16 protein-coding genes are annotated in these 15,830 nt (G+C 43.4%); 14 read left to right on the top strand and 2 right to left on the bottom strand.

The window, feature by feature from the left end; translation table 11 throughout:
- Positions 1–90: 90 nt before the first annotated feature.
- From pilM to trpS, 11 genes are all read left to right on the top strand, one after another.
- Positions 91–939, top strand: a complete 849-nt coding sequence (gene pilM, locus ABLA76_RS16100; protein ID WP_348988693.1) for a pilus assembly protein PilM — start codon at positions 91–93, stop codon at positions 937–939.
- Positions 939–1,487 (top strand): PilN domain-containing protein, encoded by a 549-nt coding sequence (locus tag ABLA76_RS16095; RefSeq protein WP_348988692.1) that lies wholly within the window; start codon positions 939–941, stop codon positions 1,485–1,487. Before pilM ends, ABLA76_RS16095 begins: the two co-directional genes overlap by 1 nt.
- Entirely contained in the window at positions 1,477–2,031 is a 555-nt protein-coding gene (locus tag ABLA76_RS16090) for a hypothetical protein (protein ID WP_348988691.1), read from the top strand. The genes ABLA76_RS16095 and ABLA76_RS16090 overlap by 11 nt, the downstream gene beginning before the upstream one ends.
- Positions 2,028–3,086 carry a secretin N-terminal domain-containing protein gene (locus ABLA76_RS16085; protein WP_348988690.1) on the top strand — a complete coding sequence of 353 codons (1,059 nt, stop codon included), beginning with the start codon at positions 2,028–2,030 and terminating at the stop codon, positions 3,084–3,086. Before ABLA76_RS16090 ends, ABLA76_RS16085 begins: the two co-directional genes overlap by 4 nt.
- 443 nt (positions 3,087–3,529) lie before the next feature.
- Positions 3,530–4,051 (top strand): shikimate kinase AroK, encoded by a 522-nt coding sequence (gene aroK, locus ABLA76_RS16080; RefSeq protein ID WP_038237472.1) that lies wholly within the window; start codon positions 3,530–3,532, stop codon positions 4,049–4,051.
- A gap of 45 nt (positions 4,052–4,096) precedes the next feature.
- Positions 4,097–5,209, top strand: a complete 1,113-nt coding sequence (aroB, locus tag ABLA76_RS16075) for a 3-dehydroquinate synthase (RefSeq protein ID WP_348988689.1) — start codon at positions 4,097–4,099, stop codon at positions 5,207–5,209.
- 260 nt (positions 5,210–5,469) lie between these two features.
- The gene (locus ABLA76_RS16070) at positions 5,470–6,420 is read left to right on the top strand and encodes an SPOR domain-containing protein (RefSeq protein ID WP_348988688.1); all 951 of its coding nucleotides are present in this window, start codon (positions 5,470–5,472) and stop codon (positions 6,418–6,420) included.
- An 85-nt stretch (positions 6,421–6,505) separates the two neighbouring features.
- A complete protein-coding gene (dam, locus tag ABLA76_RS16065; protein WP_348988687.1) occupies positions 6,506–7,324 on the top strand; it encodes an adenine-specific DNA-methyltransferase in 819 nt (272 codons plus the stop codon).
- A 59-nt stretch (positions 7,325–7,383) separates the two neighbouring features.
- Complete coding sequence (gene rpe, locus ABLA76_RS16060) at positions 7,384–8,058, top strand: ribulose-phosphate 3-epimerase (protein ID WP_348988686.1); 675 nt, start codon at positions 7,384–7,386, stop codon at positions 8,056–8,058.
- Positions 8,058–8,780 (top strand): phosphoglycolate phosphatase, encoded by a 723-nt coding sequence (locus ABLA76_RS16055; RefSeq protein ID WP_285809027.1) that lies wholly within the window; start codon positions 8,058–8,060, stop codon positions 8,778–8,780. Before rpe ends, ABLA76_RS16055 begins: the two co-directional genes overlap by 1 nt.
- A gap of 4 nt (positions 8,781–8,784) precedes the next feature.
- Positions 8,785–9,819: a tryptophan--tRNA ligase gene (gene trpS, locus ABLA76_RS16050; RefSeq protein WP_348988685.1), complete on the top strand. Its 1,035-nt coding sequence runs from the start codon at positions 8,785–8,787 to the stop codon at positions 9,817–9,819.
- A 61-nt stretch (positions 9,820–9,880) separates the two neighbouring features.
- Here the strand turns inward: trpS and yiiM are convergent, their stop codons facing one another.
- Positions 9,881–10,552, bottom strand: a complete 672-nt coding sequence (gene yiiM, locus ABLA76_RS16045; protein WP_348988684.1) for a 6-hydroxyaminopurine reductase — start codon at positions 10,550–10,552, stop codon at positions 9,881–9,883.
- Positions 10,553–10,681: 129 nt separating this feature from the next.
- On the bottom strand, positions 10,682–11,308 hold the full coding sequence (sodA, locus tag ABLA76_RS16040; RefSeq protein WP_047766347.1) for a superoxide dismutase [Mn]: 627 nt from the start codon (positions 11,306–11,308) through the stop codon (positions 10,682–10,684).
- A 381-nt stretch (positions 11,309–11,689) separates the two neighbouring features.
- On the opposite strand from sodA, the gene acs reads away from it, so the two are divergent.
- The 3 genes from acs (at position 11,690) to actP (ending at position 15,742) form a co-directional block, all read left to right on the top strand.
- The gene (gene acs / locus ABLA76_RS16035; protein ID WP_348988683.1) at positions 11,690–13,645 is read left to right on the top strand and encodes an acetate--CoA ligase; all 1,956 of its coding nucleotides are present in this window, start codon (positions 11,690–11,692) and stop codon (positions 13,643–13,645) included.
- Positions 13,646–13,784: 139 nt separating this feature from the next.
- Positions 13,785–14,096: a DUF485 domain-containing protein gene (locus ABLA76_RS16030; RefSeq protein WP_348988682.1), complete on the top strand. Its 312-nt coding sequence runs from the start codon at positions 13,785–13,787 to the stop codon at positions 14,094–14,096.
- Positions 14,093–15,742, top strand: coding sequence for a cation/acetate symporter ActP (actP, locus tag ABLA76_RS16025; RefSeq protein ID WP_348988681.1), 1,650 nt, complete (start codon positions 14,093–14,095; stop codon positions 15,740–15,742). The genes ABLA76_RS16030 and actP overlap by 4 nt, the downstream gene beginning before the upstream one ends.
- The last annotated feature ends 88 nt before the right edge of the window (positions 15,743–15,830 follow it).

Below are 15,830 nucleotides of genomic sequence, written 5' to 3'. Positions count from 1 at the left end.
AGATATCACCTTTACCAATCCCCTTTTCATGTCTCATTAGGTTTTCATTAATTTGATGTTTTCGTTGATAGTAGATAAGGAGATCTCTCTATGTATCCACCTAAATGGTATATCGGATTGGATATCCAGGATCATTACATTCGTGCTCTTGCCGCTATTAAACGCCGTGACGGTTGGCAACTTCGGCATTGCTGGCAATATCACTTATCCAGCGAGATTATTTCAGGAGGGCGGCTACAAGATCCTGAAAAATTACGCCACATTTTAATGCAATGGCGAAAAATATTACCTAAGAATCTTAGCCTAAGATTAGCCCTCCCTGTTCAGCAAACCTTACAGCGCCAGATCGCCTTGCCTGACCATACTGCCTTGCAGGAGCCGGAACTCGGCTGGTTTGTGCACGCCAATGCTGAAAAACAATTTCCTGCCAGTGACCTGGCGTTGGATTATCGTGTTCATGGTCAGCAGATTTGCATTAGTGCAACCCGTCAAAAAGATCTCAACCGCTGGCTGAATCTATTCGCGGAGATCAATTTATCCCTTGATGCTATTGATATTGCCCCCTGTGCATTGCGTTATGTCGCCAAACTTGCGGGAGTGCCTGATGCCAGTTGGCTGCTTCACAAACGTATAACAAACTGGCTATGGGTAGCTCCTGCCAACCGACCTTTCGGTTATGGCCTGATATCTTCACAACCGGATTCCCATCTGGCGCAAATCATCAACCAGCTCCCCATCACGTCAGAAACAGAAGATTATGCAATTTATTACAGCGATGAAGAGCAATCGACATCAGTAAAAGCGATATCAGTATCAACAAAATCAGCCAATATTTGGCAACTCTTAATGGCGTTCCGTCATTATCATCCCCCGCTGCCAGATAAAACGAATGCGTTCATTATTGCCGCTGGTTTAGCGCTCAGGCCGAGTGATCAGTGATGTATCAAGTCAATTTCTTACCCTGGCGGCAAAATAGGCTGAAACGCCAGTGCCAAATATGGGGAGTACTACTTTGCTTACAACTGACGTTGTGGACAGCTGTATTCGTGTTTATTTCTACGCTACAAACAAACCAGATTAGACAATATCGCGGACAATTAACGGAAATGACTCACTCATTGGCTCAATTACAACAAACTATCAGCGCAACAGACCACGCCGTGCAACAGCACCAACAATTGTCACAACGATTACGGAAAAAACGCATATTCATGGAACATAATCAACGTTATTTACAACTCTTTCGTCAACTCCCCAATGTGTTACCAGAGAACAGTTGGCTGACTGCATTTAGTGACGACAGTGGACAATTAATTTTTACCGCCCGCAGTCAAAACTATACCGATATCTCCAATTTGTTGGATAACCTGACTGACGATACTTCGCTTATCAATGTGCAGCTAAGGAAAATGACCACGACAGAAGATCATTTCAAGGTTTTTACCATTGATGCCAATTGGTTGACGGGAGAATCCGATGAGAAATAATTATCTTGAATGGTTTTATCGGCCTGTCTGGCAACAGCTTGTCTTGCAACAATTGCTCATCATCTCACTGCTGTTAGGGTTCTACTTTTTAGTCTGGCAGAAAAATCGGTATGAAATTCATACCCTCCAGAGCAATATTAAGCAGCAGCAACACAATGTGGTGCTATCCCGGCAGAAGCTTGCTGAACTGCCATCTCTGTCTGAAACGCAACAGCAGATCCAGCATATGGCTACAAGCCTTACCCCAGACGGCCATCTTTCATCCTCAAAAAATAATACGACCATACTCAAACGACTGCATATTCCACTAACTCACTCCGGTAGTCAGCTAATGGAATGGCAAATCCACAAAGAAAACGAACACGTTTTCTGGCATATCATGCTGTCGCTAAATTACGGCCAATTTCTCCATTTCTTGAATGAAATTCAAAAATTGCAGCCACCGTTATTAATTAAGCACATCACAATTACACCTGCCGATGATAACCTAACGGTTCACATGGTTTTTTCAGACACCGCTTTTTCAGATAAGGAGAAATCATGAACCGCCATCCTTTGATTCTCCTAATCTGTCTCTTATTTCCCCTATTCGGTTTTACCGGAGAAGAACCCAATTCTGAAATGCCAATAAGAGATCCGTTCCAGCCTCCAATAATAGAGAATGCAACTGACTTTTCTCCGGCAGAGCAAAATGGGCAAGAACAAGAGATCGAATATCAGGCTATTACTTTGCAATACGCCGATGCAGGACAAGTGGCAGAACAATTACAGCAAAATCATCCTGCGCTACTGACAAAATGGGGAAAAGTTGAACATGATCCCTTAACCAACAGTCTGATCCTGGAAGATAAATTTGAGGCCATTACTCGTATTAAAAACTGGCTGAAAGAAGTCGATACCCCACAGCAACAAGTACAGATCACTGCCCATATTGTTACCAGCAGTCAGGAAGCCCTGCATGAATTGGGGATCCACTGGGGAATAAACGCCGATCCGCATAATCAATCAATAGGCCTAAACCGCTTAAATCTGCATCAACCCGCAGGCAACCAGCGCCATCGGTTGGTACTGAATACCGCCCGCATTCATGCAAACTTACTCGAGCTGGAACTCAGTGCACTAGAGCAGGAAAACCAGCTTGATATCATTGCCAGCCCACGACTAACCGCTTCACACCAGCAAACAGCCAGTATCAAGCAAGGTTCTGATATTCCCTATATTGTTCAGGACAAGGACAAAACTACCGTTCAATTTAAAGAGGCGGTATTGGGCATGGAAGTTACGCCCCATATTTTAAGGCAGGGAAAAATCCGGCTCGCGCTGAAAATTAGTCAGAATGCCCCCGGTTTTCCCATCAACCAGGGCGGAAATGAAAATTTGTCCATCGATAAACAAGAGATAATAACCCACGTTACAATTAAAAATGGGGAGACCTTGATTCTCGGGGGGATCTTTCAACAGAAAAAAACCGCAAGTTTACAAAAAGTTCCTTATTTATCAGATCTTCCCCTATTGGGGGCATTATTTAACCAAAAAGGAGAGCAACATAGCCGACGAGAACTCGTCATTTTTATCACGCCTCAACTGACCGATATTTAACCAATGAAAAATATAATATAAAAATCAATCAATTAATAACGTAATTGTGTTTTTTCTGTCAAAACACCTACCGTTTTTCTTGGTCTGGCTTGTTTATGGATTTGACGCTGAGAGTAATTTAGCATACAAGGATTAACTAATTGAGTGAGCAGATCTAATATCGCAAGCAAGAGCTTATACCCAATAGATGGCAAATTGCAGCAAAACAGCAAGTTGTAGGATGGAAGGTAGATACAATAGGCTCTCAATTGGCCAGCAAAAGCATGAACCCGATGATTCAGTTCGTGCGAAATTTATATAGTTGCAATACAGGCTGATGTGCTGAGATAATTTTCACATCTGATCTCACATTATCACTCATGAGGTTTCAGTTTAGGTCCCGTGGCTAATCTGATTGGCGGGGCGGGTTATCATTAACAAACAGTCTTAGTAATACCAAAAACATGGCAGAGAAACGCAATATCTTTCTGGTTGGGCCTATGGGTGCCGGCAAAAGCACTATTGGTCGTCAGTTAGCTCAGCAACTCAATATGGAGTTTTACGACTCTGATCAAGAAATTGAGCGACGTACCGGAGCTGACGTGGGCTGGGTATTTGATGTGGAAGGCGAAGAAGGCTTCCGCGATCGCGAAGAAAAAATAATAAACGAACTGACTGAAAAACAAGGCATCGTATTGGCTACTGGAGGGGGTTCTGTTAAATCAAAAGAAACCCGCAATCGCCTGTCTGCCCGTGGTGTCGTCGTCTATTTAGAAACAACCATCGAAAAACAGTTGGCTCGTACCCAGCGCGATAAAAAACGCCCTTTACTTCAAGTTGATGCACCAGCACGCGAAGTTTTAGAGAATTTGGCTGATGAGCGCAATCCTCTTTATGAGGAAATTGCTGACGTGACTATTCGCACCGATGAGCAAAGCGCCAAAGTCGTCGCTAACCAAATCATTGAACTACTGGAAAAAAACTGATTATAGCGAGTCCGCACAGCGGCAAACGATAAGGCGAAAGCTGATATGGAACAAGTGACTGTTACGTTAGGTGAAAGAAGCTATCCAATTACCATAGCCGAAGGGCTATTTTCTGACAGTGAGGCATTCAAGCACCTGCAAGCGGGTCAACAGGTCATGGGTCAACAGGTCATGATAGTGACCAATGAGACGCTTGCTCCCCTGTATCTCGAACAGGTGAAATCCACATTGCAGAGAATGGATCTTCGGGTAAATGAAGTTATCTTGCCTGACGGTGAACAGCACAAATCACTTTTTGTGCTCAATGACATTTTTTCCGCCTTGCTGGAAAAGAATCATGGCCGTGACACAACGCTTATCGCCCTTGGTGGTGGTGTAATCGGTGATATGACGGGGTTTGCCGCAGCTAGCTATCAACGCGGTGTTCGTTTTATCCAAGTACCCACCACACTGCTCTCTCAGGTTGACTCTTCCGTCGGTGGAAAAACAGGAGTCAACCACCCCCTCGGCAAAAACATGATAGGCGCTTTCTACCAGCCAGCTTCGGTTATTGTCGATCTCAATTGCCTGAAAACATTACCGGCTCAAGAGTTACATTCAGGTCTGGCTGAAGTGATTAAATACGGCATTATTCTGGATGGCGAATTCTTTCGCTGGCTTGAAGAGAATATTGAGAAATTACTGGCTCTCGACAGTCAGGTAATGGCTTATTGCATCCGTCGTTGCTGCGAACTCAAAGCGTTGGTTGTTGCGGCTGATGAACAAGAACGCAGTGGAATGCGGGCACTGTTAAACCTCGGTCATACCTTTGGGCATGCGATTGAGGCTGAAATGGGTTATGGCGTCTGGCTGCATGGTCATGCTGTTGCGGCGGGTATGGTGATGGCGGCCAGAGCATCTGAACTTGTCGGCACCTTCTCAAAACAGGACACCCAACGGATCATCCGCTTGCTGGAACGAGCAGAATTACCTGTCAATGGCCCTGAAGCAATGTCCCCTGATGCCTATCTACCTCATATGATGCGTGACAAAAAAGTTTCTGCCGGAAAATTGCATCTGGTACTGCCAACCGCGATTGGGGAAGCAAAACTTCGTTCTGATATTGGGAAAGAAGTTATATTGGATGCCGTTCGTCTATCTCAGCCATCCCCTCGTTAGATACTTGATACTCTCTAATTAATCCCAACTTATTGCTCTGGCAGTGAATTTTACTGCCAGGCTGAAATTGGGAAGATGAAGGGAATTTCTGGATATGGCAAAATTTGCGCTGATAATAAAAGCTGAATGATGAATTATCCTCTAGCTGTTATGCTATACAATAGCTAGATTATCAAATAAAGCATCATCGGTTTTAGTTAGGTCAGACTGCCAAACCTCTTCAATAACAATTGGCAGAACTATCTCTGTTAGGAGGGCATGTGGACGAATTAAAATCAGAAAACAAACAAAAAACAGAAAGTGAATTAAAGCCTGATACTTCTGATCGCAATCCTCAGCGCTCCAGAAGCCAGTTCAATCAACCTAAGCTCGCAATATCCCGCCAACAAATAATGATTGGTGTTGGCATTCTGGTACTTTTGCTTCTGATTATTGCTATCAGCTCCGCATTGAAATCACCCACTGAGCATGAAAAACAGCAATCACAGCACAATGCCTCGGAAAAGAGTATTAACCTTTCTGGTTCTGGTTCTTCTTCACTTTCTACCAATTCCCCTGGCAGCGAGCAAGAAAACCCGTCAGAACCAGCAACTCATGGCGCACGTGAAATCAGTCCGCCACCAATTAATAGTACGCCAAGTAAAGATCTTCCTGCCGAAACTGGAACGGGTGGCTACAACCAGCGCATAGAGTTACCTGGTGATATTTCTGATGCTTTAAATCAACAACAAAGCACCATTAATCATTCTGTGCAAAACAATCTGACACAACCACAGGCCAAACCCACTAAACCAACGGTAACATCACCTGTTGAGCCAAGCAAACAAGAGAAGGTTACGCCACCCAAAATAGAGAATAAGGCCAGAGAAGACAATCACGCCAAAGCAGCTGGTCAATATCAGGCCAATAAAAAGAGCGTCGCCGATGCTGGGGGGGATCTGCTGAAAGCACCCGCAAATCAATTCACACTACAATTGAGTAGTGCCGGCCGTTCTGATACCTTAAGCGCCTTCGCGGAAAAAAATAACCTTGTAAATTACAAGGTTTATGAAACTAAACGCGATGGAAAAACATGGTTTATCTTGATCCACGGTAGTTATCGTTCTGTTTCTGATGCTAAAAGGGCCATTTCCTCACTGCCTGCTGAAGTTCAGGCTAAAAAGCCTTGGGTCAGAAAACTACAACAAGTTCAGCAAGATCTGAAAAAATAAAACTATTTTGATTAGGCGCTGATATGCTGTCCTAAACAGAGTACAATCTGCGGCTCTGAAATTATTGAATAACTAATTTGACGGCATGAAAAAAAAACGCGCTTTCTTAAAATGGGCCGGTGGAAAATACCCCTTAGTAGATGATATTAAACATCATCTACCAGAGGGCGATTGCTTGATTGAGCCATTTGTTGGCGCAGGCTCGGTATTTCTCAATACCGATTATGATTTTTACATTTTGTCAGATATCAATAACGATCTGATCAATCTGTACAATGCCGTAAAATCTCGTGCGGATGAATTTATTAGTCATGTCCGTCCATTATTTTCATCGGAGTTCAACACTGCCGAAAACTTCTATCGCCTGCGAGAAGAGTTTAACAAAAGCAAAGATCCCTTTCGCCGCAGTATGCTGTTTCTTTACCTGAATCGCCACTGCTATAACGGCCTTTGTCGCTATAATTCACGAGGTGAATTTAACGTTCCTTTTGGCCGCTATAAAAAGCCTTATTTTCCTGAAAATGAGCTTTACTGGTTTGCTGAAAAGTCCCAAAAGGCAACGTTCATCTGCCAACATTACGAAATAGCATTGAATAATGCTTCAACGGGTTCGGTGGTTTATTGTGATCCTCCGTATGCCCCGCTTTCGGCTACGGCCAATTTTACCGCCTACCATACAAATAGCTTTAACCTTCTCGATCAGGAAAAGCTAGCACATATCGCCTATTATATCTCGTCTCAAAAAGGCATTCCGGTGCTCATATCTAACCATGACACACCGATGACACGAGAATGGTATCATCAGGCTTCCCTTTACATTGTTAAAGCCCGCCGGACAATCAGCAGAAATATTCTTGCCCGCAGTAAAGTTGATGAACTTTTGGCGTTATACTGCCAGAAGTGATTAAGGTTTCCAGTCCCTGAAATAACGGGGGATAAAACAATGAATTGGAGAAGATAACAATGAAGAAAGACTTTCTGATTGCCCCATCCATTCTATCCGCAGATTTTGCCCAATTAGGTGAAGATACCGCTAAGGTTCTGGCAGCAGGCGCTGATGTTGTGCACTTTGATGTTATGGATAACCATTACGTGCCAAATTTGACGATTGGTCCAATGGTCTGCCAGGCACTGCGCGACTATGGCATTACTGCGCCCATTGATGTTCACCTAATGGTAAAACCGGTTGATCGCATTATTCCTGATTTTGCCAAGGCGGGTGCAACCTATATTACTTTCCATCCTGAAGCGAGTGAGCATGTCGATCGCACACTGCAACTTATCAAGGAACATGGCTGCAAAGCGGGTTTGGTCTTCAACCCAGCAACCCCGCTTAGCTATCTTGATTATGTATTAGATAAGTTGGATGTGATTCTGTTGATGTCTGTTAACCCAGGTTTCGGTGGTCAGTCTTTTATTCCTGAAACACTGAAAAAATTGCATCAGGTACGCAAAATCATTGATGACAGCGGATACGATATCCGTCTTGAAGTTGATGGTGGTATCAAACCCAATAATATTGCAGAGGCGGCTCAAGCTGGCGCAGATATGTTCGTTGCCGGCTCTGCTATTTTCAGTCAGCCAGATTATAAAGCAGTTATTGATGAGATGCGCCGCGAATTATCGAAGGTAGCATAATGAAAAATGACGTCGTAAAAGGAATTCGTGCCATTGCATTTGATTTGGATGGCACACTGGTGGACAGTGCCGGCGGTCTGGCAGATGCTTTGGATCAGGCTCTGATGGCCAAAGGCTTACCCGCTGCGGGCAAAGAACACGTCACCGTCTGGATAGGCAATGGTGCTGATGTCATGGTTGAACGCGCATTAAAGTGGGCTGGAGCAGAACTGTCTGCCAAATTGCATAGTGAAACACGCAAGCTGTTTGATACATTTTATGAAACCAGTGTAACCACAGGCAGCCAACTGTTTCCCCAGGTAAAAGAGACGTTGGCAGAACTGGCAAAACACCATTTGCCGATGGCGATTGTTACGAACAAACCCACCCCTTTTATTGCTCCATTGCTGGAATCATTAGGTATCAGTGAATATTTTTCATTAGTACTGGGTGGTGACGATGTTAAAGAGAAAAAGCCTCATCCCGCACCACTCTATCTAACAATGGGTATGTTTGGTTTGCATAAAGAAGAATTGCTTTTTGTTGGTGATTCCCGTAATGATATTTTGGCGGCACAAGCCGCTGGTTGCCCGTGTATTGGCTTAACCTATGGATATAACTATGGCGAGTCGATAGCATCAAGCCACCCAAATTATGTATTGGACCATTTTTCGGATTTACTCCCAATTATTGGACTATCCACTTTGAACCCGTTATCCAGTCTGAAAATACAGGAAGCTTAATAAAATGAATGAACCCACTGCAATGAAACCAAACTCCCAAAAACCTATTGTATTCAGCGGCGCACAACCCTCCGGTGAATTGACCATCGGTAACTATATGGGGGCGTTACGTCAGTGGGTTAAAATGCAAGATGAATACGATTGCATCTATTGCATCGTTAACCAGCATGCCATTACTGTGCGTCAAGATCCCAATGAACTGAAAAAACGCACGCTGGATACGTTGGCACTTTACCTTGCCTGTGGTATTGACCCAAAGAAAAGCACCATCTTCGTTCAGTCACATGTTCCACAACATTCCCAGTTAAGCTGGGTGCTGAACTGCTACACTTATTTCGGTGAACTTAGCCGCATGACCCAGTTCAAGGATAAATCAGCCCGTCATGCAGAAAATATCAATGCCGGCCTGTTTGATTATCCGGTTCTAATGGCTGCTGATATTTTGCTTTATCAGGCTAATCAGATCCCTGTGGGTATTGACCAAAAGCAACACCTTGAATTAACCCGTGATTTGGCGCTGCGGTTTAACGCTTTATACGGCGATATTTTCACTGTTCCAGAGCCATTCATTCCGACAGGTGGCGCACGCGTAATGTCATTGCAAGATCCGAGCAAGAAAATGTCGAAGTCGGATGATAACCGCAATAACGTCATTGCCCTGCTGGAGGATCCTAAATCCGTCGTCAAGAAAATTAAACGTGCGGTTACCGATTCTGATGAGCCACCTTGCGTACGTTATGATCAGGAAAACAAACCCGGCGTTTCCAACTTACTGGATATCCTCGCGGGTGTAACAGGTAAAACTATTCCTGAATTAGAAGCCGAGTTTACAGGTAAAATGTACGGCCATTTGAAAGGAGCCGTCGCAGAGGCTGTCAGTGAAATGCTGACAGGCTTACAGGAACGTTTCCATCATTTCCGTAACGATGAAGCCTTACTTAACCAAATCATGGCAGAAGGTGCGGCAAAGGCTCAGGCTCGTGCCCAGGCAACCCTGGATAAAGTCTATGAAGCGGTAGGTTTGATTGCTCATCCGTAACAGCTGACCTTAGATGAATGCCAAAGGGGATCCCATTCTCCCCCTTTGGCATATAGATTCCTTAATGACCCAATAAACGACGATTAAAATCCTCGATTTTTCCATGCAATATGCGCTTTTGCATCGTTAGATTCCAACTGGCAGACAGCCCAGCTGCCCCCATTAAACGCCGAAACAGCTCTTCATCAAATGGATTATGAAAAGCAATGGAAATGGCTTCCTTAACAGAAACATCGCTATTACGGCTTAACAGTTTTATCGGTTCACCAGCATTAACCAAACCCGGAGAGATAACACGATATAACCAGCCACAACGCCCATTATTTTGCATTATCGCAGCAAACTCACTGATGTTTGTAATAAAATTGAGTTTATAACAAGGAGAGCGTGGTTGAGTTACTTGAATCAGAGCTTCATCCCATTGGAAAATATCACCAATATAGACATTATCTTCTGTCATTCCTTCTGTGGATATATTCTCACCAAATAAGGGAGAGACAAATAATTCCATCAATTCAGGAAATTGCCTTTTCCAAAATAGGTAATGCTCTCTTGGATAATGGCAAAGTGCACGATCAGCACCACCATGAAAACGAGTTTCCGCTTGTTCATCGCCTTCTAACCCAAGAGAGGTTAGCTGTAAACGACCATTCACCACCAGTTTATTGATCGCACTGAAACCCAGTGTTTCTGACGATGATATTTTGCCTCTATATATTTGTGGATAATACATTCTTTATTCCCTCTCAATGAGCTGGTGAAGATGAACACGTATTATCCTGGCATAATAGCCAAGATTACAGGCAATAAAAATGCTAGTCACAGCGATGACCAGCATTCTTGTGAAAAAATAATTGAAAGATTATTTCGTTTTTTCTTCGTAACGTTTTGCCGCTTCATCCCAGTTGACTACATGCCAAAATGCTTTGATGTAATCAGGGCGGCGATTCTGATATTTCAGGTAATAAGCATGTTCCCATACATCCAGACCCACAATCGGGTAACCAGAAGCACCGGCTATTTCTTCACCCATCAGTGGGCTATCCTGATTGGCTGTTGAAACAACTGCAAGTTTGCCATCTTCTTTCAGTACCAACCAAGCCCAGCCAGAACCAAAGCGAGTTGCTGCCGCTTGTTCAAATTTTTCCTTGAAACTGTCGATACTGCCAAAATCACGCTCAATCGCGGTTTTCAAGGCACCATCCAAGACTGTACCTAATTTTAAACCCTGCCAAAACAGGCTATGGTTTGAGTGACCACCTGCATTGTTGCGAATAAAAGTGCGTTTATCGGCTGGAATTTTATCAAGCTGCTGAATGAGATCATCGATATCAAGTTTGCTTAATTCCGGAAAGGTTTCCAGAGCAGTATTCGTGTTAGTAACATACGTCTGATGGTGTTTAGTATAGTGAATTTCCATCGTTTGTTTATCGAAATGAGGCTCTAGCGCATCATAGGAGTAAGGTAGAGAAGGCAATGAATGGCTCATATCATATCTCCAGTTGTTTAGAATTTAGAATATATAAAGCTCACACCTTGTGAACAACATGATTATTATAGTGAATTGAACAATAATGAAAATGATTATCAATTCCATGTTATTACTATGGTTTCCTTTATACATTCACGTTTCATGCCTCCTCATAGATAAAAATATCAATAATAAACTTAAATAACAGAATATAAATCCAATAAAAATAATAAACTCATTACTTAGTATTGCTTAATATCTACAGCATTAAATGATCATTCCATAAAATTCATTCTCTTTATTGCGTGATCTTCCGCGCAAAAAAGAAACAAAAACTCTTCTCATACTTTAGTTAACCTTGTTTTGACATAGTATTAACAATTGCAAGGAGATAAAAATATGACTCAAATAATCAAACATCTTATTCCTGCTGATATTGCAGATACAGCCCTGATAAGCAAGCAACAGTATCTACATGACTATCAAAGGTCATTGCAAGACCCAGAGGGCTTCTGGGGTGAAAAAGGTAAAGTAGTTGACTGGATTAAGCCTTACACCAAGGTCAAAAATACCTCTTTCGATCTTGGGCATATCAGCATCCGTTGGTTTGAAGATGGAACCCTGAATTTAAGTGCCAACTGTCTTGATCGCCATTTGCAAGAGCGAGGTGATCAAACCGCCATTATATGGGAAGGAGATAATCCCGCAGAATCCCGCCATGTTACCTATCGAGAATTACATCATGACGTCTGCCAATTTGCTAATGTGTTGAAAAAACTGGGGATCAAAAAAGGCGATGTTGTTGCTATCTATATGCCAATGGTGCCAGAAGCCGCCGTCGCAATGTTGGCCTGTGCCCGTATCGGAGCGATCCATTCCGTAATTTTTGGTGGTTTCTCTCCTGATGCCATCGCGGGCCGAGTTATCGATTCCAACGCTAAACTCGTGGTTACCGCAGATGAAGGCTTGCGAGCGGGCCGCACAATCCCATTGAAAAAAAATGTCGATGAGGCTCTGAACCATTCTGACGTGACTAGTGTAACTAATGTGGTTGTTTTCAGACGTACCGGAAATACCAAAAACTGGAATGACAATCGTGATTTATGGTGGCATGAACTGACCGAGAGTGTGAGTTTTGAGTGTCCTGCTGAAGAAATAGGTGCCGAAGATCCATTATTCATTCTTTATACTTCAGGCTCTACAGGTAAACCTAAAGGTGTCCTGCATACGACTGGCGGTTATTTAGTCTACGCGTCTTTAACGTTTAAATACACGTTTGATTATCGACCTGGGGAGATTTACTGGTGTACAGCCGACATAGGCTGGGTAACAGGGCATAGCTACCTGCTATATGGACCTTTGTCTTGTGGTGCCACGACGCTAATGTTTGAAGGTGTTCCCAACTATCCCGATGTTAACCGTCTTTGTCAGGTGGTTGATAAGCATAAAGTGAATATTCTTTATACTGCGCCAACCGCCATCAGGGCATTGATGGCCGAAGGTGATAAAGCCATAGAAGGGACTAAGCGTACGTCATTGCGCATTATGGGTTCTGTGGGCGAACCCATTAACCCAGAAGCATGGGAATGGTACTACAAAAAAATAGGCAACAGTAAATGTCCTATCGTAGATACATGGTGGCAAACCGAAACCGGTGGATTCATGATCACACCGCTACCAGGCGCTACCGATCTCAAAGCAGGCTCCGCCACTCTGCCATTTTTTGGTATTAGTCCGGCCTTGGTTGATAATTCTGGAGAAATTTTAGCGGGTGTGAGTGAAGGCAACCTAGTTATCACGGATTCCTGGCCAGCACAGGCACGAACTTTGTATGGCGATCATGAGCGTTTTGAACAGACTTATTTTTCCACTTTCAAGGGAATGTATTTCAGTGGCGATGGCGCTCGACGTGATGAAGATGGCTATTACTGGATCACTGGCCGTGTTGATGATGTTCTGAATATTTCAGGCCATCGTTTGGGAACCGCAGAAATTGAATCAGCCTTAGTTGCATACCCCAAAATCGCTGAAGCTGCTGTTGTTGGTATCCCCCATCATATCAAAGGACAAGCTATTTACGCCTACGTCACGCTAGTTCATGGTGAAGAGCCTTCCCCTGAATTGTATACCGAGGTCAGAGATTGGGTTCGTAAAGAAATCGGCCCAATTGCAACACCTGATATCCTTCATTGGACAGACTCTCTGCCCAAAACACGTTCCGGGAAAATTATGCGGCGTATTTTGCGCAAGATTGCTTCTGGTGATACCAGTAACTTAGGAGATATCTCCACACTGGCCGATCCGGGAGTTGTTGAAAAACTGCTGGAAGAAAAGCAATCCATCAATATGTCGTAAAACATATGCGCCGTCGTAAGGCGGCCTGATAACGCATCACCAAAAGTGAGGAGCCGTACAGGGACCTGGCTAATAGTCAAATTCCCTCGGATATGGTGGGCTTAAGGTGTGACGTTTAAAATCAACAGGAGATACTCCAATGAGTGACGGCATTTATCAAAAGATTGAAAATAATCCCCGCTTTAAGGAGTTAGTTAAGAAGCGAGGGCGTTTTGCCTGGCAGTTATCCATCATTATGTTAGTGCTTTATGTTAGTTTTATTTTCCTTATTGCTTTTGCTCCTGAATGGCTTGGGACACCACTTCATGAAAACACCAGTATGACACGGGGAATTCCTGTAGGAGTTGGGATCATTTTCATATCTTTCATACTGACCGGAATTTATGTAATCAGGGCGAATGGTGAATTTGATCGTCTGACGTCAACTATTCTCAACGAGGTGAGAAAATGAAAAAAATCGTATTACTATTTTCTTTCCTCTTCCCTATCCTGGCTCAAGCAAATACCATTTCAGGTAATGTAGAAAAACAACCTTTGAATATTCAGGCAATTATCATGTTCCTGTTATTCGTCGGGTTAACGCTTGGTATTACTTACTGGGCTTCAAAGCGGACTATTTCACGTTCAGATTACTATACCGCTGGCGGACGTATTACTGGTTTCCAGAATGGTATGGCAATAGCAGGTGACTATATGTCAGCCGCCTCGTTTCTGGGAATTTCAGCGTTAGTTTATACCTCTGGCTATGATGGGTTGATCTATTCCATTGGCTTTCTCGTTGGCTGGCCAATAATTCTATTCCTCATTGCCGAAAGATTAAGAAATTTGGGGCGTTACACCTTTGCGGATGTCGCTTCTTATCGGCTGAAGCAACGTCCCATCCGTACCTTATCCGCAATGGGTTCGTTAGTTGTTGTTGCGCTATATCTAATAGCTCAGATGGTCGGAGCCGGAAAACTGATCGAGTTGCTATTCGGATTAAATTATTACGTCGCTGTTGTCTTGGTCGGTATTTTGATGGTGCTTTATGTCTTATTTGGTGGAATGCTGGCGACAACATGGGTTCAGATTATTAAAGCAATTCTGTTGCTGGCAGGAGCAACATTCATGGCTTTGATGGTCATGAAAGTAGTTAATTTCAATTTTCATACCCTGTTTAAAGAAGCCATTGCGGTACATTCCCTTGGGCCTGCCATTATGAGTCCTGGCGGATTGGTATCAGATCCTATCTCTGCACTCTCTTTAGGATTGGCATTGATGTTCGGTACTGCAGGATTGCCCCATATTGTCATGCGGTTTTTTACCGTCAGTGATGCTAAAGAAGCCCGTAAAAGTGTTTTCTATGCAACGGGCTTTATCGGCTATTTTTATATCCTGACGTTTATTATCGGATTTGGTGCAATTCTATTGGTCAGCGCCAATCCTTCTTTCAAAGACACAACTGGCGCATTAATTGGTGGTACAAATATGGCTGCTGTCCATCTGGCAAATGCCGTTGGCGGTGATTTTTTCCTTGGTTTTATCTCTGCTGTTGCTTTTGCCACTATTTTAGCTGTAGTAGCCGGGTTAACATTAGCAGGCGCTTCCGCAGTATCCCATGATCTCTATGCCAATGTGATTAAACGGGGAAAAGCTAATGAGCGAGATGAGCTAAAAGTCTCCAAAATTACCGTCGTTATTCTGGGAGTGGTTGCCATTGGCTTGGGTATTTTATTCGAAAAACAAAACATTGCCTTTATGGTCGGTTTGGCTTTCTCCATTGCCGCAAGTTGCAATTTCCCTATTATTTTATTGTCTATGTACTGGAGCAAGCTGACTACACGTGGAGCGTTATTTGGCGGATGGTTGGGGTTACTGACAGCAGTTGTATTAATGATTCTAGGCCCTACGATCTGGGTTAGCATTCTTGGTCATGAGAAACCAATTTATCCTTATGAATATCCAGCTCTGTTTTCCATGTTTATCGCATTTATCGGAGCTTGGTTATCTTCGATTACCGATACTTCGGCACAAGGAATGCAGGAAAGGGAAATGTTTCGCAGTCAGTTTATTCGTTCACAAACGGGTATTGGTATGGAACAAGGAAAAGTGCATTAACTTATGGTTAATTATTTCGGTTTTTCCTAAACGCAAAAAAGCCATCCGGTGACGGATGGCTTTTCTGACTAAATGAATGTCTGGCAGT

The organism is Xenorhabdus sp. SGI240 (genome assembly GCF_040081915.1).
Taxonomy (GTDB): Bacteria; Pseudomonadota; Gammaproteobacteria; order Enterobacterales; family Enterobacteriaceae; genus Xenorhabdus; species Xenorhabdus bakwenae.
This window is presented reverse-complemented; position numbering and strand designations above follow the sequence as displayed.

Bases quoted from the DNA above. Each gene is read 5' to 3' on its own strand.
- rpe (WP_348988686.1), top strand. From the start codon at position 7,384: ATGAAGAAAGACTTTCTGATTGCCCCATCCATTCTATCCGCAGATTTT.
- sodA (WP_047766347.1), bottom strand. From the start codon at position 11,308: ATGAGCCATTCATTGCCTTCTCTACCTTACTCCTATGATGCGCTAGAG.
- ABLA76_RS16055 (WP_285809027.1), top strand. From the start codon at position 8,058: ATGAAAAATGACGTCGTAAAAGGAATTCGTGCCATTGCATTTGATTTG.
- aroB (WP_348988689.1), top strand. From the start codon at position 4,097: ATGGAACAAGTGACTGTTACGTTAGGTGAAAGAAGCTATCCAATTACC.
- aroK (WP_038237472.1), top strand. From the start codon at position 3,530: ATGGCAGAGAAACGCAATATCTTTCTGGTTGGGCCTATGGGTGCCGGC.
- ABLA76_RS16095 (WP_348988692.1), top strand. From the start codon at position 939: ATGTATCAAGTCAATTTCTTACCCTGGCGGCAAAATAGGCTGAAACGC.
- trpS (WP_348988685.1), top strand. From the start codon at position 8,785: ATGAATGAACCCACTGCAATGAAACCAAACTCCCAAAAACCTATTGTA.
- ABLA76_RS16090 (WP_348988691.1), top strand. From the start codon at position 1,477: ATGAGAAATAATTATCTTGAATGGTTTTATCGGCCTGTCTGGCAACAG.
- ABLA76_RS16085 (WP_348988690.1), top strand. From the start codon at position 2,028: ATGAACCGCCATCCTTTGATTCTCCTAATCTGTCTCTTATTTCCCCTA.
- pilM (WP_348988693.1), top strand. From the start codon at position 91: ATGTATCCACCTAAATGGTATATCGGATTGGATATCCAGGATCATTAC.
- ABLA76_RS16030 (WP_348988682.1), top strand. From the start codon at position 13,785: ATGAGTGACGGCATTTATCAAAAGATTGAAAATAATCCCCGCTTTAAG.
- actP (WP_348988681.1), top strand. From the start codon at position 14,093: ATGAAAAAAATCGTATTACTATTTTCTTTCCTCTTCCCTATCCTGGCT.
- acs (WP_348988683.1), top strand. From the start codon at position 11,690: ATGACTCAAATAATCAAACATCTTATTCCTGCTGATATTGCAGATACA.
- dam (WP_348988687.1), top strand. From the start codon at position 6,506: ATGAAAAAAAAACGCGCTTTCTTAAAATGGGCCGGTGGAAAATACCCC.
- yiiM (WP_348988684.1), bottom strand. From the start codon at position 10,552: ATGTATTATCCACAAATATATAGAGGCAAAATATCATCGTCAGAAACA.